20 protein-coding genes are annotated in these 20,373 nt (G+C 38.2%); 7 read left to right on the top strand and 13 right to left on the bottom strand.

Features of this window, described 5'->3' with window-relative positions:
• Window positions 1–106: 106 nt before the first annotated feature.
• Together R3E32_10035 and R3E32_10030 are read right to left on the bottom strand one after the other, a co-directional pair.
• Window positions 107–1,546 (bottom strand): ABC transporter permease, encoded by a 1,440-nt coding sequence (locus R3E32_10035; protein MEZ4885052.1) that lies wholly within the window; start codon window positions 1,544–1,546, stop codon window positions 107–109.
• 164 nt (window positions 1,547–1,710) lie between these two features.
• On the bottom strand, window positions 1,711–3,522 hold the full coding sequence (locus tag R3E32_10030) for an ABC transporter substrate-binding protein (protein MEZ4885051.1): 1,812 nt from the start codon (window positions 3,520–3,522) through the stop codon (window positions 1,711–1,713).
• A gap of 172 nt (window positions 3,523–3,694) precedes the next feature.
• On the opposite strand from R3E32_10030, the gene R3E32_10025 reads away from it, so the two are divergent.
• Window positions 3,695–4,606 carry a TIGR01777 family oxidoreductase gene (locus tag R3E32_10025; GenBank protein ID MEZ4885050.1) on the top strand — a complete coding sequence of 304 codons (912 nt, stop codon included), beginning with the start codon at window positions 3,695–3,697 and terminating at the stop codon, window positions 4,604–4,606.
• Window positions 4,607–4,610: 4 nt separating this feature from the next.
• On the opposite strand, the gene R3E32_10020 is transcribed toward R3E32_10025, so the two are convergent.
• The 4 genes from R3E32_10020 to R3E32_10005 form a co-directional block, all read right to left on the bottom strand.
• Complete coding sequence (locus tag R3E32_10020) at window positions 4,611–5,384, bottom strand: hypothetical protein (GenBank protein MEZ4885049.1); 774 nt, start codon at window positions 5,382–5,384, stop codon at window positions 4,611–4,613.
• A 13-nt stretch (window positions 5,385–5,397) separates the two neighbouring features.
• Window positions 5,398–6,285 carry a T9SS type A sorting domain-containing protein gene (locus R3E32_10015; GenBank protein ID MEZ4885048.1) on the bottom strand — a complete coding sequence of 296 codons (888 nt, stop codon included), beginning with the start codon at window positions 6,283–6,285 and terminating at the stop codon, window positions 5,398–5,400.
• Window positions 6,286–6,521: 236 nt separating this feature from the next.
• Complete coding sequence (locus R3E32_10010) at window positions 6,522–8,129, bottom strand: PKD domain-containing protein (GenBank protein MEZ4885047.1); 1,608 nt, start codon at window positions 8,127–8,129, stop codon at window positions 6,522–6,524.
• Between the two features lie 254 nt (window positions 8,130–8,383).
• Window positions 8,384–8,977, bottom strand: a complete 594-nt coding sequence (locus R3E32_10005) for a hypothetical protein (GenBank protein ID MEZ4885046.1) — start codon at window positions 8,975–8,977, stop codon at window positions 8,384–8,386.
• 125 nt (window positions 8,978–9,102) lie between these two features.
• On the opposite strand from R3E32_10005, the gene R3E32_10000 reads away from it, so the two are divergent.
• The 6 genes from R3E32_10000 (at window position 9,103) to R3E32_09975 (ending at window position 13,943) form a co-directional block, all read left to right on the top strand.
• The gene (locus R3E32_10000; protein ID MEZ4885045.1) at window positions 9,103–9,363 is read left to right on the top strand and encodes a hypothetical protein; all 261 of its coding nucleotides are present in this window, start codon (window positions 9,103–9,105) and stop codon (window positions 9,361–9,363) included.
• Between the two features lie 32 nt (window positions 9,364–9,395).
• Complete coding sequence (locus tag R3E32_09995) at window positions 9,396–10,163, top strand: MBL fold metallo-hydrolase (GenBank protein MEZ4885044.1); 768 nt, start codon at window positions 9,396–9,398, stop codon at window positions 10,161–10,163.
• A 104-nt stretch (window positions 10,164–10,267) separates the two neighbouring features.
• Window positions 10,268–11,014: a 23S rRNA (guanosine(2251)-2'-O)-methyltransferase RlmB gene (rlmB, locus tag R3E32_09990; protein MEZ4885043.1), complete on the top strand. Its 747-nt coding sequence runs from the start codon at window positions 10,268–10,270 to the stop codon at window positions 11,012–11,014.
• 305 nt (window positions 11,015–11,319) lie between these two features.
• Window positions 11,320–12,279 (top strand): hypothetical protein, encoded by a 960-nt coding sequence (locus R3E32_09985; GenBank protein MEZ4885042.1) that lies wholly within the window; start codon window positions 11,320–11,322, stop codon window positions 12,277–12,279.
• 18 nt (window positions 12,280–12,297) lie between these two features.
• Complete coding sequence (locus R3E32_09980; protein ID MEZ4885041.1) at window positions 12,298–13,353, top strand: ABC transporter permease; 1,056 nt, start codon at window positions 12,298–12,300, stop codon at window positions 13,351–13,353.
• Between the two features lie 2 nt (window positions 13,354–13,355).
• Window positions 13,356–13,943 (top strand): TetR/AcrR family transcriptional regulator, encoded by a 588-nt coding sequence (locus R3E32_09975; protein MEZ4885040.1) that lies wholly within the window; start codon window positions 13,356–13,358, stop codon window positions 13,941–13,943.
• Between the two features lie 4 nt (window positions 13,944–13,947).
• Here R3E32_09975 and R3E32_09970 read toward each other — a convergent pair whose 3' ends face one another.
• The 7 genes from R3E32_09970 to R3E32_09940 form a co-directional block, all read right to left on the bottom strand.
• Window positions 13,948–14,586, bottom strand: coding sequence for a TrmH family RNA methyltransferase (locus R3E32_09970; GenBank protein MEZ4885039.1), 639 nt, complete (start codon window positions 14,584–14,586; stop codon window positions 13,948–13,950).
• On the bottom strand, window positions 14,583–15,611 hold the full coding sequence (locus R3E32_09965; GenBank protein MEZ4885038.1) for an NAD-dependent epimerase/dehydratase family protein: 1,029 nt from the start codon (window positions 15,609–15,611) through the stop codon (window positions 14,583–14,585). The genes R3E32_09970 and R3E32_09965 overlap by 4 nt, the downstream gene beginning before the upstream one ends.
• A gap of 84 nt (window positions 15,612–15,695) precedes the next feature.
• Window positions 15,696–16,880 (bottom strand): ATP-grasp domain-containing protein, encoded by a 1,185-nt coding sequence (locus tag R3E32_09960; protein ID MEZ4885037.1) that lies wholly within the window; start codon window positions 16,878–16,880, stop codon window positions 15,696–15,698.
• Window positions 16,881–16,982: 102 nt separating this feature from the next.
• On the bottom strand, window positions 16,983–17,708 hold the full coding sequence (locus R3E32_09955) for a UPF0158 family protein (GenBank protein ID MEZ4885036.1): 726 nt from the start codon (window positions 17,706–17,708) through the stop codon (window positions 16,983–16,985).
• An 81-nt stretch (window positions 17,709–17,789) separates the two neighbouring features.
• Window positions 17,790–18,599, bottom strand: coding sequence for an FKBP-type peptidyl-prolyl cis-trans isomerase (locus R3E32_09950; protein MEZ4885035.1), 810 nt, complete (start codon window positions 18,597–18,599; stop codon window positions 17,790–17,792).
• A gap of 44 nt (window positions 18,600–18,643) precedes the next feature.
• Window positions 18,644–19,168, bottom strand: coding sequence for an FKBP-type peptidyl-prolyl cis-trans isomerase (locus tag R3E32_09945; protein MEZ4885034.1), 525 nt, complete (start codon window positions 19,166–19,168; stop codon window positions 18,644–18,646).
• A 98-nt stretch (window positions 19,169–19,266) separates the two neighbouring features.
• Window positions 19,267–20,274, bottom strand: a complete 1,008-nt coding sequence (locus tag R3E32_09940; GenBank protein ID MEZ4885033.1) for a bifunctional oligoribonuclease/PAP phosphatase NrnA — start codon at window positions 20,272–20,274, stop codon at window positions 19,267–19,269.
• Window positions 20,275–20,373: the final 99 nt, after the last annotated feature.

Below are 20,373 nucleotides of genomic sequence, written 5' to 3'. Positions count from 1 at the left end.
GGTTGAATGGTTGAATTGCTGAATGGTTGAATTGCTGAATTTTATAAGTACCAATAAAACAGTTTAGCAATACAACCATAGAACAATGCATCCATCAAACCATTTATCAAGCCTTCTCATTAAATGTCACCCTCGGATCTGCCACTGCATACAGCATATCTGCAATCAGATTTCCCACCATTGTCAAGATTGCAGCCAACATCAAAATGGTATAAACCACAGGCCAATCCCTTGAAATAATCGAATCAAAAAGGAGTTTACCCATCCCAGGAATGCTGAAAATCACTTCAATCACCACTGACCCTGCAATCGCTAATGGAAATACAGAGGCAAACAAGGTGATAATCGGAAAGAGTGAATTTCGGAAAGCGTGTTTCCAGATGATTTGTTTCTCCTCCAATCCTTTCGCCCTTGCAGTACGGATAAAATCTTGGCGAATAACCGTCAACATACCACCCCGCATTTGTCGAGAGATGAACGCCAACGAACCATAAGTGATACAGAACACAGGTAAAATCAAGTGATGCGCCAAGTCCCAAAATCTATCCATAAACGGCGCACTAGGAGGAAGGTCAGTGATGCCCCCCGTCGGAAATAGATTGAAGAAACTGCCGTATTCTGGCGTGGTAAAAAAGACAATCAATAGCGTTCCTGTCCAGAAAACGGGTAGAGAATAGAGCAAAAACAAAATTGTTGTTACCACCCTATCATAAGTCGAATCTTTTCGGATAGCCGTATTCACCCCAATCGGAATTGAAAGAATGTATGCCAATAAGATGGATATAAAGTTGATAATCAGAGTCCAGCGCATAGCATCCCACATCTTGCTCGAAATTGGGCGATTGTCTTGATACGAATAACCGAAATCACCCACAAAAAATCCTGTTATCCACTTATGGTACTGATTGTCAAATCCGTAGAACTTCAAAGAGGGAATGTAATTCTTTGAAGGAGTAGCCTCACTTTTCACCTTTTCATAACTACTGAGCAAGTTTTGAGCGGGTGTTTGAAGCACGAACATGGAACTATCCGTTTTCGTTGCGGCATTGATGTCCTCCAACAAACGGGTAATCTTGTTGTCTTTGTGTTCCATAAACAAGTCGACAACAGCTCTTCTTGCTTTTCGACGGGGATTGTAATTGGCACTATCGGGAGCGACTTTGTAAATCTCCCTTTCCATCGTCCGCAAACTCTTGTAATAATCCGAAATTTGCTGCCAATTGCCATACTGCCCCGTCAAATTCTTCAACATCGTTTGATGTCCTTGTTTTATCACCTTGTAGAGTGTATCAGATTGTGAAATAGGCGACAAGGAAAGGTAGAAAACTGGATTGTGTAAGCCCAAGCGTTCGGCTGTTTGCAGGTAAGTTTGCTCGGTTGCCAACATATCCGCCAATTGTCCGCCATCGCCCGCACTCAATCCCCCTCTATTGATGAGTTCTACAGGGTCACCAGGAGCCATTTTACTCAATCCAAACGCCATCAGAGAGATGATGAACAAGGTTGGAATGAAAATGATGAGACGTTTTATAATGTATTGAAACATGGTTTCTTTGTTTTCTTATGGTTTTGTAGCCCCCAAATTTATTTGAGAGGTTTTTTTGAAGACCTTATTGTAGTGATTGGTTATCGGTAACTGGTGACTCGTTACTGATAAACCCCTGTTCAATTAATCACTATTTACTAATCACCAATTCACCAATCACTACCCTACTGCTTATCCGCCACTTGTGTAGCAGGTCGAAGTACAAAGGCATTTTGGTCATACCCAGGACGGTTCACCGAAGGTTCGGCATTGTCGAAGCGACTGTGAATAATGATGCGTTCTTTGGGCGAAACCAAAAATACATAAGGCTGTTCTTCATAGATAATTTCCTGAATGCGGTAGTACAAATCTTTTTGTTTGGCAGGATCTAAAGTCACACGAATTTCATCAATCACCTTATCAGATTCTGCATTGCCAAAACCCACACGGTTGTCACCATCGGGATGATCCGATTCAGTGTGCCAAATTTGAGTCAAATCGTCTGGAATTGGCGACTGTACCCATCCAGCACAGAAAAGTTCAAAATCTCGTTTTTTGGTATCTTCCAAGAAAACCGTCCATTCACGAGTCACTACATCTATTTCGATACCAGCCCGTTTGGCGTTTTCCTTCAATAAAATCCCCGTATTTTTTCGGCGGTCGTTACCCGAATTGTATTTGTACTCCAATTTCATTTCTACCAACTCCCCGTCAATTTCTTTATCAACGATTCCATTGCCATTTGTATCTGTCCAGCCTGCATCCGCCAAGAGTGCTTTGGCTTTATCTACATTGTATTCGATGTTTTTGAGGTCTTTGTTGTAGTAAGGTTTGGTTGGGTGAATAGGCCCTATAACAGGTTCGCCCAATCCTTTCAACAATACCTTGATGATTTGGTCTTTGTCCACCAAATGAGCAATCGCACGTCGTACTCGTTTGTCCGCCAATTTTGGGTTTTTCATATTGAAGCCAATGTAATCATAAGACAATTGGGTTGGAGTGTGCATGTTGTAGAGTTGTGTAAAGCGTTCATTGCTTTGTAAATCCACAAAGTCACCCGAACGTACACCTCTCGCTACATCCATACCTTCATCTTTCATATCTGTTACGGCAGTCGTCCAGTCGTTTTGAATTTTATAGATTAACTTATCAGGATTTGCAGCCAATTGAGGTGCGTTTTTTACCTTATCACCCCACCAATCTTTTTTGCGGTTCAATGTAATGCGTTGCCCTGTTTCCCAACCTGCAAATTCATAAGGGCCAGAACCTTGCACAAAACCTACTTCACGAGCATATTTAGAAGAGTTGAACATATCTGCAAATTCCTGCAATTCGGGGTAAGCAGTGTCGTCAAATTTAGGGTCACTCATTTGTTTGAGCGTGAATTTACCCATCAAATTGTTCGGGTCATATACCTTTGGAGGATAGATATAATAACCACTGAATACCTCCGCCAAGATATAGCGTTCCTTGGAGTAAATGGTAAATTTTTTGGGGTTTTCTGGGTCGACTACTATGTCATTGATGAACTTCATATAAGGGCGAAGTGAACCTGCATTCACTTTGGGGTTTTTCACCACTTTCACCGAAAAAATATAATCATCTGCAATGATAGGCGTACCATCATCCCAGGTTGCCTCGGGTCGAATCTCATACACCAAAGACATTCCACCAGCATATTCTCCCTCTTCAATTTCTTTGATTTCGGGGCGACCCACTGCCAAAGACCCCACCAATTCAAGGGTTTTGAAGTCTATAGCCAACAATTGTTGGATCATATTCAACTCAATGTAAGTAGAGTTTGCAGAAGTAGATACAAAAGGATTCAAAAAGTCGGGGTCAGATAACTCGTGCAATACCACAGTATTGTCGCCTTCTTTTTTGCTTACTACTTTTCCACCATCTCCACCACTATTGGAGGAACAGCCCGAAAATAAAATAAATATACTCGCCAACACAAAAGCCAACGATTGTCTGCTGAGGAATTTGCTTATCATAAAATGATTATTTTTAATTTGAAAGATATGGTTTCGAGGTTTGTGTTTTACTATATCGGAGGGAAAGGTAGTTTTATTCCGACCGATAGTTAAAGTTCCAAAAATAAGAAATAATTAGCAACCTATTGGACATATTGATGTTATTAACCTTCAAAACACAAATTAACAATAGATGCAAAAGGTATTGATTACAGGCGGTTCGGGATTGATTGGTACACGATTGAGTCAATTATTGCTGCAAAAAGGTTTTGCGGTAGCTCACCTAAGCCGTTCAAATAGAACTCAAAAGGACATTGAAGTGTATCAATGGGACCTCAAAAAAAAGACAATTGATGAGGCTGCAATCGCTACTGCGGATTACATCGTACACTTGGCAGGGGCAGGGGTTGCAGATAAAAGGTGGTCGGACAGCCGCAAAAAAGAAATCATTGACAGCCGTATTCAAAGTGCTAATTTACTGTATGAATCCCTCCAAAAAGTACCGAATCAGGTAAAGGCTTTTATTGGCTCGTCTGGAATCAGTTATTATGGTGACAGCGGCAAAGAAGTGAAAAGAGAAACAGCTGCAAAAGGAACAGGTTTTTTGAGTGATGTGACCGAAGTTTGGGAAGAAGCTACCTTCAAAATGAGCGAGTTGAACTTGCGAACCGTAGCTATCCGCACAGGTTTGGTGCTTTCGACAAAAGGTGGCGCATTGGCTAAAATTGCCTTGCCCGTCAAATTTGGGGTGGGAACGTATTTTGGTGATGGTCAGCATTATTACTCATGGATTCACATTGACGACCTCTGCAACATCTACATCAAAGCCATTGAAGATGAAAGCATGGACGGAATTTACAACGGAGTTGCCCCAAATCCTGTAACCAATAAAGACTTTGTTTTGACCATCGCCAAAGCCTTGCATCGTCCCAAAATCGCAGTACCTGTTCCCGAATTTGGGCTTCGATTGGGTTTGGGTGAAATGGCAGATGCAGTATTGGAGGGCATCAACGTTTCTTCCGAAAAAATTGAAGGTGAGGGATTTGTGTTTGACTCCCCTACTTTGTTGAGGGCATTGAAGGATGTGTATGAGAGGGAGGTGTGAGTATTTAGTTTTTTTCTTTCCCAAACCCGAACATATACCCAACTTCAAAAGACAACATCGAGCCATTGCTGTAAAAATTGACAGTTTCCGCTCGTTCGTCATTCTCAAAATAATAGATTTCCCCTCCAACAGGCGTTACCTTTCCTCCTCCTTTGCGGTAATTCAAACCCAATCGCAAAGTTCTATTGGCGTTTTTGCCAATTGTTTTTTCGTAAAAAGCTCCAAAAGTGAGGAAGTGATTATTGGCTTCTTCAAAGTCAAAGTTTACTATTACACCACCATCTTCACAGTCTTTGGGAAAGACAGAACCCTCAAAATCATTGCAAGTACCCGTACTCGGACGATCAGCGTAATACCATATTCTACTGTACCCAATTAGACCACCTATAAAATGCTTAGAAGATGTTCCAATAGATTTTCGATACAATAGATTGACACCGATATGTGGACTACTTCTGTTCTGTCCAAACCCATATCCAATAGTAGGTGCATTGGCGTTTTGAAAAAACTTATCAGGTGAAACTTGATAGGTTTTATTGTGAAATCCTCCTGTAAGTTGAACAGCAAAAGAGTTATTCAACCGATACCCCAACAAAACTTCAACGGGTAATGGATAATTTATCCCTACAAGTTGAACCTTTCCTACATTTTCGTCTAAGTGTGTAAAAGTTCCTCCTACTCCAAGAGAAATTCCTGCGTAAAAAGGTTGGTTTTGGGCTTCAATGTTTGGGGATTGAAGGAAAAGGGAAACGAGGAAGAAAGTAAGTATTGTTTTCATAGTTGATATGATTTTAAGGTTTTATAAAACGAAATATCTGATTCCATTCTTGGTTTCTTACCTTCAAAAGGTACAGACCTTTTGGCAAATCCGCAACATCAATGTTTTCATTGGAGGTGTTTGAACTTTGAGTTTTCAATAATTCACCTTCAATAGTATAAACTTCAATATTGTATTCTTGAACAATTGGCTTGCTGAAAGTTAAGGTCAAGTTGTTATCTGCAATTGTGGGATAAAGTTTTAACTGTGAAGCAAAATCGTTTTCTTCTTCAATGTCAACAGAAGTAGGCTTGAATTGATAAACCATATTTTTGTTGGGGGCATTGTCAATTGTTTTTATTCCAAGTGCCACAAATTCTTCAGTAGTGACAAACTGATGGTTAGGGTTGTTTTCATCCCCTGTTATTAGAAGCATATCAGGCTCATCTGCGGTTAATTCACAATCGGTATAGTAAATCCAAGCCATAAGAGGACCATCAAAATAAAACCATGTATCTTCATCATTTGTATTGGTAATAAAACTAGCTCCGAAATGAATCTCTATACTATTGTCTGACTCATACAACCATACTTGAAAATTCACAAAATCGTCACCTTCTCCAATAGAATCAAAAAAGCCCACATTTTTCCATTCTATTTTGAAAATTCTATTACCTTCTTCCCCTTCTGTGAGGTAGTGTATGGTAGTCATTGGGGTCTCTCCATCTCCAAACCACCATCCTCTATCATCAAAAGCTGAGAAATAAGCATACAATATAGGAGGAACAACGTCTCCAAATTGATTAGCATTGCAGTTTTGGAAGAAATTCACGAATCCTTGAGGAGAAATAAAAATAGAATCATTTTGAGATTCTTCTATTTCAAATATAAAGCCGATAGGAGCATAATATTGACTGTTCAATGGTGACCAGCTCCAATTTATTGATTTTAATATAATAGTGGATTTATTTGAATCTATAGGTATGTAAGATTCTGAAAAAAAATCAAACTCATAAGATTGAGCATGAATACATATTGAAGCAAAACAAGAGTAAAATATAAAAACGAGTATCTTTTTTTTCATAAGAAAACATTTAAATAAAGGTGGCTCCTTCAATTTTTTATCTAATTGAAAGAACCATCTTTAGATTGTTATATTTAGAAAGGACAACTATTGGGTAAAGGGAAAATTTCTGGGGGGAAAGTAAAACCATCATCCTCTAACTGATGCCCACCTAGAACTATTCCTACTTCTTTTATTCTTATCGGTCCTGTTGGAACACGATGCCATATAGCCCTAGCTTTTGATCTGTTGTATCTAGGGTTGAAAGCCTCAATAGATACTTTAGGACCACAGGTAGGGATAATCTGTACACTTGGAGATGTATAAACCTGTCCTGACAGTTCAGCAGCAATAAAATCAGCTCTTTTTTTCCACCATAGATTTGCAGTTCCTCGTTTTCTGAATCGTGTTTTTGATATAACATGAGAAATTCCAATTGTGGGTAAACTTTCGATTCCTATTGTCTTTTTCATTCTTCTATCACCTATAGTAACATTATCATATTGCCATCGGCTTGGAAAACATACACATAAACCATTATCTAATAATCCCACTTCGATTTCTTGACATTCAGTATCGGAACATTGATTATTAACATCTGTAACAGTTAAGCAAACATTATATGAGCCTTGAGTAGAAAAAGTATGAGACGGATTTTGTTGAGTAGAGGTTGAATTCCCATCGTCAAAATTCCAACTATAAGTAAGTCCTGATGAAGATGTACTATAAGAAGAGTTAAAAAAACTAGCATTAGTGAAAGCAGCATTACTAAATTCAAATGTCCAATTTGCAAAACAAGTAGCAGAAACATTTCCCACAGTTATATTCTGACAATACTGTTCTACACAATCACCTGTCATTCTTAAGCACACTGTATATGTACCTGCTTGTGCATAGGTGTGATCGGGAACAGTCCATGTATTTGGAGAGGTATAGGTATTTCCATCTCCAAAGTCCCATGTAAGTGTTGGGTTAATACCTAAACCATGTATAGAATTATTGTAAAAACTTACATTTAAGCCATTTGTATTGCTAACATAATATGAAAAATAAGGAATACAATGTTCATTTTCAAATTTACCAATTTTAAAACATACGCTATGATTAACAAGGTTAGGCTCAAAAATAGGATTCGTAGTTCCATTATTAAAACGTTGCAATGCCGCTTCATCTTCATTATGAATAAATAATCTTTGGCATTCGTTTAATATTTTGTATATTGTTGTTCCAATTTGTAGTTCTCCGTCTTCATTTAGAACTGTTGCAAGAATATCATCTTCAGTTAATGGTTGAGTATCATATTCGTTTCCTGCATTCATTGTATTTATCTCATCTGTTTCTATTTTTCGATGATAAGAAGTGAAATTAGAAAATGCGTCTTCAAAGTCATCTAAAACAGGATTCTCTCCTAAAATATTATTGCCATTAGCATCAACTAAATCAGGTTCGGGATTTGTAGCAAAAAAGATGGAATCATTTCTTTCCAATGAGTCTAACACAATATGAAAAGCATCTAAATCATCAAAAACCAATCTGCCATTTTGCTCTACGACACCAGTGTAAGTGTAATTCATAGAAGTTGTTTTATTGGCAGAAAAACCTTGTAAGGTAGGAGCAACAGAGCTATTGTCATCTTTTGTGCAACTATAAATCACACACACACACACAGTTACGACAAATAGTAAAATTATTCTTTTTTTCATTTTAAATACATTTAATGGTTAATAAAAATTACTGATTGCAATTTAATTAAAAAAAAGGAATAAACAAATTTATAATCAAAATTCAAGGTTTATTTTCTACATTTCATTTTTTTTACTTACCTACTCCTTCAAAACAAATACTTACTTTATTCATATCCATAGAAACACCAAAACAACAAAGGCCTTGTAAGTTCTATCTTACAAAGCCTTTGTTGCTTAAAATGTAATTGAAGTAGTTATACACCTCACCTCCATTACTTGATTATCGGTATTTCTTCCTGTTTTGAAGTAATGGCAATCATCATATTAGCAGATTTTTCAAAACCATTGATGATGCCTTTGGTGACAGTGGTATCGAAGGTTTTGCTGCCCCACAATTGAAGGCTGACCACACCTGTTGTAGCGTTGATGCTGATTTGTGCTTTGTCCAAACGATTGGGATCGAAGGGGTATTGAGGAAAATAAATTCCGCCCGAATTATTGCAGTTGGGGAAGGCATAAAGACGGTCGCTGAATCTAAAGTCAATTGTTCCAACAAAACTGCAAGTGCTGGCATTGTAAGTGAGCCTTCCTGCGGCTTGACCTGTGAAGTGATTCCACAAAGAAACCAAGGTCACATTGACAGCCATCACATTGTAATTGGGTGATTTTTGGGCGAAGGTTACATAAGGTGCATAAAAACTATTCGGTTTGCAGACCAAAACTTTACTCAAATCAATCTTGTTGGATATTCGTGCATTTGTAGTGGTTGATTTACTGATGGTTCTTTGTGCAAATGCAGCATTTGATTGAAGGAAAAAAGAAAAGAAAGCAAACAATAGGATTCCGAAAAATTTTGAAGTTTTCATGGTATTTAATTTTTAAAAGGTTAAAAGGTTAAAATGATTTGTTTGCCTCTTTATGAACTTCAATGGGAGGATGTTACCGTTGGGTTCATTTTTTTTATTTTACTTTGCATTTTAATTTTCATTTCATGCTCAAATACACCAAACATACTTTGCAGAAAATGGAGGATTTGCTCCAAGAGATTGGCTACGAAGTGCGAACAGGAAAGGGTAGTTTTAGTACAGGCTATTGTATTTTGGAAAGCAAAAAGGTGGTGGTTATCAATAGATACCACTCTACTGAAGCACGGATATTGTCGCTAATAGAGATTTTGAGGCAAATTGAAGTGGACGTTGAAGAATTGGAAGACAAATCAAAAATCTATTACAAACAGTTGGTCGAAGAATAGAATCCATCAAATCAAAACGCATCCCGAAACAGATGAAAATAACTTTTTTAGGAACAGGAACTTCAATGGGAGTGCCAGTCATTGGCTGCCTTTGTGAGGTGTGTTTGTCTATCAACAGCAAGGACAAAAGGCTGCGAACTTCGATTGCAGTGGAAATAGAGGGGCAGAACTGGGTGATTGACACAGGACCTGATTTTCGCCAACAGATGTTGAGGGCAGGTATTGTTCGGTTAGATGCGGTGTTGTTCACCCACGAACACAAAGACCACACAGCGGGCTTAGACGATGTGCGTGCATACAACCATCTCACCGACAAGGACTTGCCGATTTATGCCAACACCGCCACCCAACACGCCTTGAAAATGTCGTTTCCTTATGCTTTTCCTACCGAAAACAGGTATCCTGGCGCACCGAGCATTGTAGCACACACGATTTATGCCGATACACCTTTTGAAGTAAATGGCGTGAAAGTAATTCCCATTGAAGTGATACACGGAAAAATGCCTGTATTGGGGTTTCGATTGGGTGATTTTACCTATATTACCGATGCCAAGTACATTGCCCCACAAGAGTTGGACAAAATAAGAGGCAGTAAAATTGTGGTCTTCAATACCTTGAAGAAAACCGAACATTGGTCACACCTTACCTTAGAAGAGGCAATTGTATTGGTGGAAGAATTGAAGCCCGAAAAAGCGTATTTTACCCACCTAAGCCACCGAATGGGTTTACACGATGTGGTTCAGAGCGAACTATCCGAAAATGTGTTTTTGGCTTATGATGGATTGGTATTGGAGGTATGAAAATAAAAATAGCCTACTCGGAAAAAATGAAAACGTTGTTTGCTGATATTCAAAATTTTAAAATTATTTTTGAACCATTCCTATGGGTTTAAAAAACAAAAAACATGATCAAAAAAGAAAAAAACCTAATATACGGCAGAAATCCCATCTTTGAAGCATTGGAGTCTGCCAAATCTATAGATAAGTTATTCGTTCAGAGGGGCTTGAAAAGTGACAGCATCAAAGAAATCGTGTCATTGGCTGCAAAAGCGGATACGGTTATCCAAAAAGTGCCTATCGAAAAACTCAATAGATTGACCCGCAATGCCGCCCATCAAGGTGTAGCAGGCTATTTATCACTCATTCGGTATTATTCGCTCGAAGACATTCTCAGTCATGTCTATGATAGGGGAGAAGTACCCTTATTTCTGGTATGTGATGGCATTACCGATGTTCGCAACTTTGGCGCAATCGCTCGAACTGCTTTAGGCTCTGGCGTTCATGCTGTGGTCATTCCTTCGCAAGGAGCAGCAAGCATCAACGCAGAAGCCTTAAAAACATCAGCAGGTGCATTGAATAAAATTCCTGTATGTAAGGTCAATGACTTAGAAAATTCGGTCAAATACTTACAAAAAAACGGACTACAGATATTGGCGACTTCCCTGCAAACGGACACCATGCTTTACCAAGCAGACTTGACCATTCCGACTGCAATAGTGGTAGGGGCAGAAGATAGCGGTATCAATGCCAGTTTATTGCGAATGATTGATAAATGGGTAAAAATTCCGATGGCAGGCGATTTTGATTCCTTCAATGTGTCTGTTGCTACTGCAATGAGTTTGTATGAGGTAATGCGACAACGAATTGTATGACATATTGCAACTATTTTACTACTTTTGCTAATACAATTTCTCACTATTATAATATTCTATAGGCTATGTTCAGTCGCATTACAGCCCAATGTATTTTTTTGCTTTTGTTTTTTATTGTCTGGGGGTGTGAAAATAAAAATTCAAGCAGTACCACGAACGACTCCAATGACAAAAGTGCTGATATATCTATAAGCCCAAATTTTTTAAAACAAAATTTTCCAGTTTTGGATAGCATCAGTCATCAAAAAAGTGACTTGCTCCAAGAACTGAATGTATACGCGTACAAGCTTACAAATGCTTCAAAAATGGTCAAAAGCGATGAAGATTTGCAGGATTTGTTTGATATGCGTGACAAAGATGTTATTACCGCTTTGCACAAAGAAGTATTGGATCCTATTGCGATCAATGATGGCGTTTTTTACCATAGTACAGCAGGCGCAAAATTGGATAAGGAATTGAAAACATTGGGAATGCAGGTCATTTATGCCGAGGGCATGTACCTCGATTTAGGACCAAGTGAAATGCTGGAAAAAGAAATGGAGCAATATGCTTCTGAGGTATTCAAATGGTATATGGAGTTTCAAAGTGCCAAAACCATCTCAATGATGGGGGAATATCCTTTTCTGGATTTAGAAGGACAAGGAAAAATGGTGGCATTTGGAGAACAAATGCGTGCCAAATATCCCAATCACGCTTTCACCCAAAAAATTGAGAAAGATTTTAGAACAGCATTGATTCCTTTGACAGATGTGCATGTAGTCAAAAGCGAATTTGACAAGAGCTATATGGTCAATGGATTGGCAACCGAGTTTTATCCCAATGCGACGAATATAGATGCACTCAAAAAATTTGTGGAACAATATCCTGATTTGCATTATAGCAAAGTAGCCAATGACATTATCGAAAGTATGTCGGAAATGGAATCTGTTGAAAGGCAATGGAAAGATTTGTATTTGGTAGTCGTCAGCTGGATACCTTCAACAGAGGAAAAAATCACCGATGAAGAAGGGAATGAGACAGTAGTTAATACCTGTATGAATGCCCGAAAAATAAGCAACGATTTTCTTGATAAAGGTATCGCTATCCCACATGTACTGCAATTGACACACAACGGCATCGAGGAATGTGCAGTAGTGTATCGCTTCTATGCGGACAAAAGCAAAGCAGACGCAGCACTAAAAACCATCAAATCCAAAGTTTCGTCCGTAGTAGGAATTGTTCAATTGAAGTACGACCCACTCAAAAGAATTTGGAGTGTCAAATGATTTTAAATCTGTAAGGTTATGATTGCTTATATTATCAAACGACTTCTATATGGTATCCTTGTCCTTTTTGGAGTGACGGTGATTGTATTTGTCCTCTTCAATGGTTTGGGCGATCCTGCAAGGTTGACGCTCGGACAGCGAGCAGATGTAGCTACTGTTGAAGCAATCAACAAAGAATTGGGTTTGGACAAGTCTCTTCCCGAACAATTTGCGATGTATATACGAGACATATCCCCCGTTTCGATACACGAAGACACCCCCGCCAATCAACAAAAATACGAATATACCAAACGTATGTCTTTCGGTAGCACTGTGTTGGTCACGAAAACTCCCTACTTGCGGCGATCCTATCAAACCAAACGAAAGGTATGGGATATTCTCATGGTCGCACTTCCAAAAACCATCATTTTGGGTTTGGCAGCCATCACTTGGGCCACCATCATAGGCATTTTCCTAGGCATTATTGCAGCCGTTCGACAATTTTCAGGATTGGACAATACCATTTTGGTCGGATCTATTTTGGGTATATCCCAACCGTCCTATTTTTCAGGAATATTGTTGGCGATGATATTTGGTTACTACCTCTCCGATTGGACAGGGCTGAGTCACACAGGACAACTGTATGAAATGAACAACTATGGTGAAGATGTATTGGTACTCAAAAACTTGATACTACCTGCCATTGCTTTGGGAATTCGCCCAATTGCCATTATTGTCCAATTGACACGCTCCGCCATGATCGAAACCTTGTCACAAGACTACATTCGCACTGCCTACGCCAAAGGCTTATCGAGATACACCGTGATAGCAAAACACGCTTTGCGAAATGCCATGAATCCCGTTGTCACCGTTATTTCAGGTTGGTTGGCATCCGTATTGGCAGGTGCTTACTTCATCGAAATCATCTTTGACTACAAGGGTTTGGGCTACGAAACGGTCAATGCACTCAACAATCTCGACTTTCCCGTAGCAATGGGAGCCATTTTGTTTGCAGCCGTATTGTTTGTGTTCATCACCATTTTTGTAGATGTCATTTATGGCATATTAGATCCAAGAGTTTCCTTCAAAAAATAATCATGAATTCCAATACTGCCAATACAGATAGAAAAACCCATATCCGCAATATTGCTCAAAACTTGTTTCGTAAACAAGGTTATGCTGCTACCTCAATGCGTAACATTGCAGATGAGGTAGGCATCAAAGCTGCAAGCCTTTACAATCACTTCAAAAATGGGAAAGAAGAAATACTGGCAGATATATGCTTTGACATTGCCAGTCAATTTTTTGAAGCCATTGAAGAGGTAAAGAAAATGGAAGTTTCGCCAACAGTGATGCTTGGTGAAGCCCTCAAAGCGCATGTGAAGGTGATTATGAAGAACTTAGATGCCTCTGCTGTATTTTTGCACGAATGGCGTTCTTTGGATGCAGAAAACCTCCAAAAATTTAAGGCTCAACGCAAACGATACGAACGAGATTTTCACCAAATTGTAGAAAAAGGCATTGAAGGAAAAGAGTTCAAAAACGTAGATGTTCATTTTTTCTGTCTCGGTCTTTTTTCTGCAATGAATTGGCTCTACGATTGGTACCGCCCTGATGGCAAACTTTCACCCGATGACATTGCAGACCAGCTTTTTCACTTGCTGCTGGATGGGTTGAAGGCATAAAGAATCACCTACCTTTACGTTTCGCATCAAAATCTCTTTGTACCCAAGCCTCCAAAGTTGCCTGTTTTTCGGCAGCATCCAAACTCATTGTATCATACATTTCCGCTTTGTTTCGTTGGCGGTATGCCTCATAAAGAGTCACTGCACAAGCCACTGAAATATTGAGGCTTTTGATCATACCCACTTGTGGAATACAAAAATTGCCATCTGCATGACTCAGGGCTTCATCAGAAAGTCCATCCCGTTCATTACCAAATAGTAAGGCGACCGATTGGGTCAAATCCAATTCGTACAAATCTTTCGCATCATCGGATAAGTGTGTGCTATAAATCAAATCGTATTTCGCTCTAACGGCTGCCATACATTCTTCAATGGATTGAAACAGATGTATGTGTATCCATTTATTGGCACTTGCCGAAATTTTTCTGCCTTTCCAAGATTGAAGGGGAGTTTCTGGACGGATTTTGCAATATTTTAGTTTGTCGCTAGTGATAATATACACTTCACCAATGCCCACTGAGTCGCAGCTTCTCAACACTGCCGAAATATTGTGTTGGTCAATGATATCTTCCAAAATAATGGTGAGGCTTGCCTGCCGTTTGTCCAATATTTCTGCAAAACGTGCTTTTCTTTCAGGGGTCATTTGATTGGATGTTTTTCTTTCCACCAAGATACAAATTCTTCAATAGCTTCCAAATTACTTTGGCGAGGGCGATACCCCAATAGGTTTTTCGCTTTGTGTATGTTGAGTGTCATGGATTTGGAGAGAACCCCTACGCTGTATCGGGTTAGTTTAGGTTCTTGTTGACTTCGAGTAATCGTTGCCACCCATTCTTGCAGTCGGGCAATATTGAAGGCGACAAAATAGGGAACTTTGCGTTGGGAAAGTCTGAGATTGAGTTGGTTAAATATTTCTTCAATCATTTCCCACATCGCAATTGGAGCATCATTGGTGATATTAAACGCATGACCCAACGCTTGTTTAGGCGCAAAAATACTCAAATCAATGGCATCAACCACATTGGATACACTCGTCAAGTCTACCTTATTTTTACCATCCCCAATGATGAACAAACTTCCTGCTTTTTGCGCATCAATGATTCGGGGTAAAATGTTGGTATCGCCTCTTCCAATAATTGCTCGTGGACGCAGAATAACCGTCTCTAGCCCCCTATGAAAAGCATCTTTGAGCAATTCTTCTGCTACCAATTTGGTGGCGGCATAGTGGTTAATCATTTTCTTAGGGAGAATATCTAATTCGCTGATATTTACCTGGTCGACATGGTGGGTTTGGTAAATGCTGGGTGTTGATAGGTAAACTATGCGTTTCACCTTGTTGATTTTGCAGGCATTTATCAGGTTTTGGGTAGTCACCACATTTGCATTGTGAAATTCTTGATAATTTCCCCACGGTGCTGCAAGTGCTGCACAATGCACAATGACATCTCTATTCTTTGTAATAGTGTTGACAAATTTTGGGTCGGTTAAGTCTCCTGGTTGGAAATCAACTTTTTGTGATGCCAATTTTTTGCCGATTTGTTCATTTCTTCCAGTTGCCAATATGCTCAAAAAACGGTTGTCGTCTGCCATTCGTTCTATCAAACGGCTACCTACAAATCCCGTAGCACCCGTTACCAATAAGTGTAGTTTCTTTTTTTCTTCAGACATAAGTAAACGCTACGCTATTTTACATTCAGTATGTAAATAGTTATCAAATAAATATTCTTCAATAAAATTAAAAGGGTGAAAGCATTAAATATTTATTCCATTCCACTCTATATCATAAGTCGATGCTTCGAGTATTGATATATTTTGTTGCTTAGATAAATGATAAAAATAATACAAAGCGGAAAATTGTTTTGTAAACGGCTTCAAATCCGCCCACGAAAATACAACATCTTTTGCGGTTTTTATATCTAAAAACAAATTCTTTATTTCCTTTATGGATTTTACATTTGGAGCAGCATAAAGCAATAGCCCAAAAAATATCATCCAGTTATTATTGGGATTTCCATACAAAGTTTTATGAAATTCAGCTTTATTTTGAGATGGAAATACATTTTTTAATTTATCTATGTTTTCAAATAAATGAATTCCGCTTATCAATCGAGGATTACATTCGATGGGGTAATACAAACCATCAGCCTCAGATTGAATAAAATCAAAAGCGAGATGCCCCGTATAGTTGAGTTCTTTAGAAATTCGGCTTACAGTTGCTTCAATTGTGGGAATATCAACATGCCTAAAATACAAAGCTGCACCCTGTTTGACCCGATAAGAAACAGGATATACCGTATGTGCCAATAATTTACCTTCTTTTACCATGCTATAAGAGCAAAAGTGATTCCCTTCAATGTAAGATTGGACTACCCATTTTTTTGCAACATTTACTTCAATGTTAATCTCTTGCTTCAATAAATCACCTTTGCTATCAATGATTACTTGGTCTGCAAATCGGCTATACTCTGGCTTCAATACATATTGCTTCAGGTGTTGACGGTGCTGTTCCAAAGTGTCTTTATTTGCAGCAAGAAAAGTTTGTGGAAAAGGGAGTTGCCATTTTTTCAACAGTTCGATGAAGTGGTATTTGCTGTGCAGCAACTTCAATGTTTGTATGGAACTGGTGAAAACTGTGGTATGTTGCTGCAATTCTTCCTTCAACATGGCAAAGTAATATACTTCTTCGCAGGTAGGAATAATCAAGTCAATTTGATGACCAATGATTATGGATATAATTTTTGTGCGGAAAGCGGCAAAATTATGTGTAGGGGAGGGGAAGATGAGGTTTTTTACCACTACATTGGAGTGACCTGCTGCATGTTGTAAAAAAGTATCCGCTACAAAAATTTTACACCCCGCTTTGTTGAGCAATCGGGCGAGGTGTAAAGTTGCAGGAGCACGTCCGCCTGTGAGTAAGATATTGAAGTAATTGGACATTTGGTGATTAGTTGTTGGTAATTAGTGACTTGAAACTGGTCATGTTTTGATTCGTATTGTTGTTAATCCACTAATCCACTAATCCACTAATCCACTAATCCACTAGCTTGCTGGTTTCTTCTTGGCATCTGTTGCTTTGTTTTTCTCTTCAAAGCGTTTGATGATTTCTTCTGGGCTAATTCCTAAGTTATCCAAAGAAAATTTGACATCATCTGCCAATTCATGTTCAGGATATTTTTCCAAAAACTGCTCATACAATGCTTTTGCCTTTGCATCATCTTTTAGGTCATTTTCGTAAATAAAGCCTAATAAGAACATACTATGAGGGGTTTTTTCATAGTCAGGATACTTGGTTTGAATGGTTTGGTAGTTCTCAATTGCCTTTTTGTAGTTTTTCAAAGAGCGTTCAATTTCAGCAGCTTTAAACAAGTACTCGGGAGTTTTTGCATCGTCTGCTCTTGTTTTAGCAAAGCTTTCGTAAGCTCTTACGGTACCCATTGCAGCCTTCACATCAAAGTTGCTGTCTTTACCTTTGTCGTAGAGAATTTTTTCGTAGGTTTCAATCGTTTTGTCTAAATCATCTGCTTTTTGGTAGGTTTCAGCGATGCGATATTGATAACTGGTACTTATGGAATCTTCAGGGAACTTGGTCATATATTCTTCATAAGCAGTGACTAAAGGAGTTATCATTGCTTTTTGAAAAGTGCCATTGGAATTGATTTCTTTTTCCAAATCTGCTATTTTTAGCTGCATCTCTTCCTGTGGAGTTTGTGTTTGACAAGCCGCCATGAGAACGATTATGAGAAGTGTAATTATTTTTCTGGTCATTTTTTGAGCAGTTAGTTAATGTTTGAGAAATTGTGTTTTAAAAAATGTAAATTTCTACTTTATTTTTCTAAATGTCAAGAACTATTTGGATTCTTCAAAATCAAGTAACTCGACTTCATATTTAAGCACTGAATTTGCAGGAATTCTACCTCTTTGATGGTTTTGATACGCCAATGAAGAAGGAATAATTGCTTGGGCTTTGCCGCCTTTGCCCAACAACATGATTATTTCTCTCATGCCTTTGGGTAATCGGTTTAAATTAATCTCCTTACCGCCATTTTCTGAAAATTCCAGAGATACATCCTCTCCCAACAGTTTAATGTTGTAGTCAATATGTACCTTATTTTTTAGTGTAGGAGGATTTCCTTCTCCTTGCTCCTTGATGATGTAATAAACCCCAGATCTTGACTTTTTCAATTCCATATTTTTTTGCGCCATGTAATTGGTTATCAAGGAATCATCTGTTACCATCTGTTGATTCCTCTCAGTCATGCGTGTTGCCTTATAAGCTTCCTCCGTTTTTACATCGTACAGCTTGAGAATGAGGTTAATTTGGGCGGCTTTTTTGGTAAGCGGATTGTTTTCTCCTAACAATGTTTTGGCATCAACAAAGAATGTATTACTGTCACCTGGACACATCCTTTGAAGCTCTTCGTTCAACAAGCCTTTGAAGAAACTTTCTTGAAATCTAATCTCCAAACTTTGTTTCTTGAAGGTACTAAATAACACAGAATCATCAGGGGAACGGTATTCCAAATCAAAATTGATGTAATCACCGAATGAAGGATGAACACAAGGTTTTTGAGGAGAAGAGGGGCTGTTGTCTGTTTGACAAGCCCATAGGCAAAAAGCAATAGAAATATTAAAAATAATCAATAAATAGAACTTCATATTGTTGGTATAATTAACGAATGAATGGTAGATATATGTTTTTATCAATTGACTTCAATGAGCTCAATGTTGTAAATCAATACCGCATTTGCAGGAAATTTATTGGATGAACGTTTGCCATAGGCCAATCCCGAGGGAATGATAAATGTGCCTTTACCACCTTCTTTGAGGAGCATGATAGCCTCTTTCCATCCTTTGATAAATTGCTCGTTTATGCCAAAAGTCACAATACCGTCTTTTTGAAAATCTTTAGAGTCCTCAAAAGTAGTGCCATCTAATAAACTGGTTTGAAATGTAATCTTGACCGTACTTTCTTCGGAGGGACTCATTCCATTTCCTTCAATTTCAATTATATAGTGAATGCCAGAAGAGGTGGTTTGTGCCTTATCCAGCAAAAAAAGGTCTTCCAAGTATTTCTCAATTTTTTCCTTATCAATGGCAGCTTGTGTCTTTTGTTCGTTTAGGTTAGTAGGAGGCGTTTGTACGTTTTTTTTGTTGACATTCTGCCAGTTATCACAGTTGGTTAACAAGAATAAAGATAAACTGAGGAGAAATATAAGCTTTTTCATATGCAGATATTTTTTGGTGTAGTACAAAGTTGTTTATTGAAATCTTTCAAACAAATTAGATGGAAATAAATGAAAATCAATTTGTTGTTGATTTATACTTAACTAGTCAATTCTTTTTCATACTTGGGCAATAGGTCAATAAACTTATCTATGGTTGCTTCGAGCGAAAGTCGAGATAAGCCTCCTGAAGCATTTTTATGACCTCCTCCCTCAAAATGATTGCGGGCAAAGTCATTTACAGAAAAGTTACCTTTAGAACGAAAAGATAGCTTTATCATTTCATCGTTTTCTGTAATAAGTGCTGCAAAACGAAAACCTGCCAAACTTAGTGGATAATTGACCAAACCTTCTTTGTCGCCTTCTTGATAGTTGAAGCTTCGAAAATCACGTTCCGTAACATAAATAAAAGCAGTGTTGTATTCTGGGAAGACCATCATTCGTTTGGTCAAACAAAAACCCAAAAATCGAAGACGGTCTTCCGAAAAAGTATCAAATACTTGCGTATGTATTTTATTGATATTGATTCCTTTTCGCAATAAATCGGCAACTATTTCAAATAGTCGTGGAGTGACACTGAATTTGAATCTACCTGTATCAGTACAAATTCCTGTATATAAACAAGTTGCAATTTTTTTATCAATGGATTCTGTACTCCCGATTTGTGAAATAAATTCATAGACCAACTCACAAGTCGAGCTTGCTGCAACACTCCAAAAAGCGTATGCTGCAAAGCCTTCTTCGGGTTCAAGGTGATGGTCAATCATAATCTTGGTTGCTTTAGTTTTTTGGATGGCCCTATCCATAGGTTTTGCTCGTTTGGGAGCATTGTAGTCCAATACAAAAAGCAAATCAGCAGCTTCAACTAGTTTATTGCATCGTTTTTGGTGATTTTCATAAATAATTACTTCGTGATCTCCAGGAAGAAAATGAAGAAATACTGAATAATTAGTAGGAGTAATCACTGAAACATCATGTCCTTGTTGCTTCAAATAATGATACAATGCCAAGGAAGATCCCATTGCATCACCATCCGGTCGAGTATGAGTAGTCAATACAATTCGCTTAGGTTCTTCTAATAATAACTTAACAGATTCAATATCACTCATCATATATTTATTTGGCTTTATGTTAAAACACGAATGTCCTGTTTTTTAAGGACATGACAAAAATAAAAGTAAAAGTTCAAAACAAAAAAAATAGAATTT

Source organism: Chitinophagales bacterium (assembly GCA_041392475.1).
Taxonomy (GTDB): Bacteria; Bacteroidota; Bacteroidia; order Chitinophagales; family UBA2359; genus JAUHXA01.
The sequence above is the reverse complement of the archived record's forward strand: the minus strand, read 5'-3'. Positions and strand labels throughout refer to the sequence as shown.

Bases quoted from the DNA above. Each gene is read 5' to 3' on its own strand.
- R3E32_10025 (MEZ4885050.1), top strand. From the start codon at position 3,695: ATGCAAAAGGTATTGATTACAGGCGGTTCGGGATTGATTGGTACACGA.
- R3E32_09965 (MEZ4885038.1), bottom strand. From the start codon at position 15,611: ATGTCTGAAGAAAAAAAGAAACTACACTTATTGGTAACGGGTGCTACG.
- R3E32_10030 (MEZ4885051.1), bottom strand. From the start codon at position 3,522: ATGATAAGCAAATTCCTCAGCAGACAATCGTTGGCTTTTGTGTTGGCG.
- R3E32_09980 (MEZ4885041.1), top strand. From the start codon at position 12,298: ATGATTGCTTATATTATCAAACGACTTCTATATGGTATCCTTGTCCTT.
- R3E32_10020 (MEZ4885049.1), bottom strand. From the start codon at position 5,384: ATGAAAACAATACTTACTTTCTTCCTCGTTTCCCTTTTCCTTCAATCC.
- R3E32_10000 (MEZ4885045.1), top strand. From the start codon at position 9,103: ATGCTCAAATACACCAAACATACTTTGCAGAAAATGGAGGATTTGCTC.
- R3E32_09975 (MEZ4885040.1), top strand. From the start codon at position 13,356: ATGAATTCCAATACTGCCAATACAGATAGAAAAACCCATATCCGCAAT.
- rlmB (MEZ4885043.1), top strand. From the start codon at position 10,268: ATGATCAAAAAAGAAAAAAACCTAATATACGGCAGAAATCCCATCTTT.
- R3E32_09950 (MEZ4885035.1), bottom strand. From the start codon at position 18,599: ATGAAGTTCTATTTATTGATTATTTTTAATATTTCTATTGCTTTTTGC.
- R3E32_09960 (MEZ4885037.1), bottom strand. From the start codon at position 16,880: ATGTCCAATTACTTCAATATCTTACTCACAGGCGGACGTGCTCCTGCA.
- R3E32_10010 (MEZ4885047.1), bottom strand. From the start codon at position 8,129: ATGAAAAAAAGAATAATTTTACTATTTGTCGTAACTGTGTGTGTGTGT.
- R3E32_09995 (MEZ4885044.1), top strand. From the start codon at position 9,396: ATGAAAATAACTTTTTTAGGAACAGGAACTTCAATGGGAGTGCCAGTC.
- R3E32_09985 (MEZ4885042.1), top strand. From the start codon at position 11,320: ATGGTCAAAAGCGATGAAGATTTGCAGGATTTGTTTGATATGCGTGAC.
- R3E32_10035 (MEZ4885052.1), bottom strand. From the start codon at position 1,546: ATGTTTCAATACATTATAAAACGTCTCATCATTTTCATTCCAACCTTG.
- R3E32_09940 (MEZ4885033.1), bottom strand. From the start codon at position 20,274: ATGAGTGATATTGAATCTGTTAAGTTATTATTAGAAGAACCTAAGCGA.
- R3E32_09945 (MEZ4885034.1), bottom strand. From the start codon at position 19,168: ATGAAAAAGCTTATATTTCTCCTCAGTTTATCTTTATTCTTGTTAACC.
- R3E32_09955 (MEZ4885036.1), bottom strand. From the start codon at position 17,708: ATGACCAGAAAAATAATTACACTTCTCATAATCGTTCTCATGGCGGCT.
- R3E32_10005 (MEZ4885046.1), bottom strand. From the start codon at position 8,977: ATGAAAACTTCAAAATTTTTCGGAATCCTATTGTTTGCTTTCTTTTCT.
- R3E32_09970 (MEZ4885039.1), bottom strand. From the start codon at position 14,586: ATGACCCCTGAAAGAAAAGCACGTTTTGCAGAAATATTGGACAAACGG.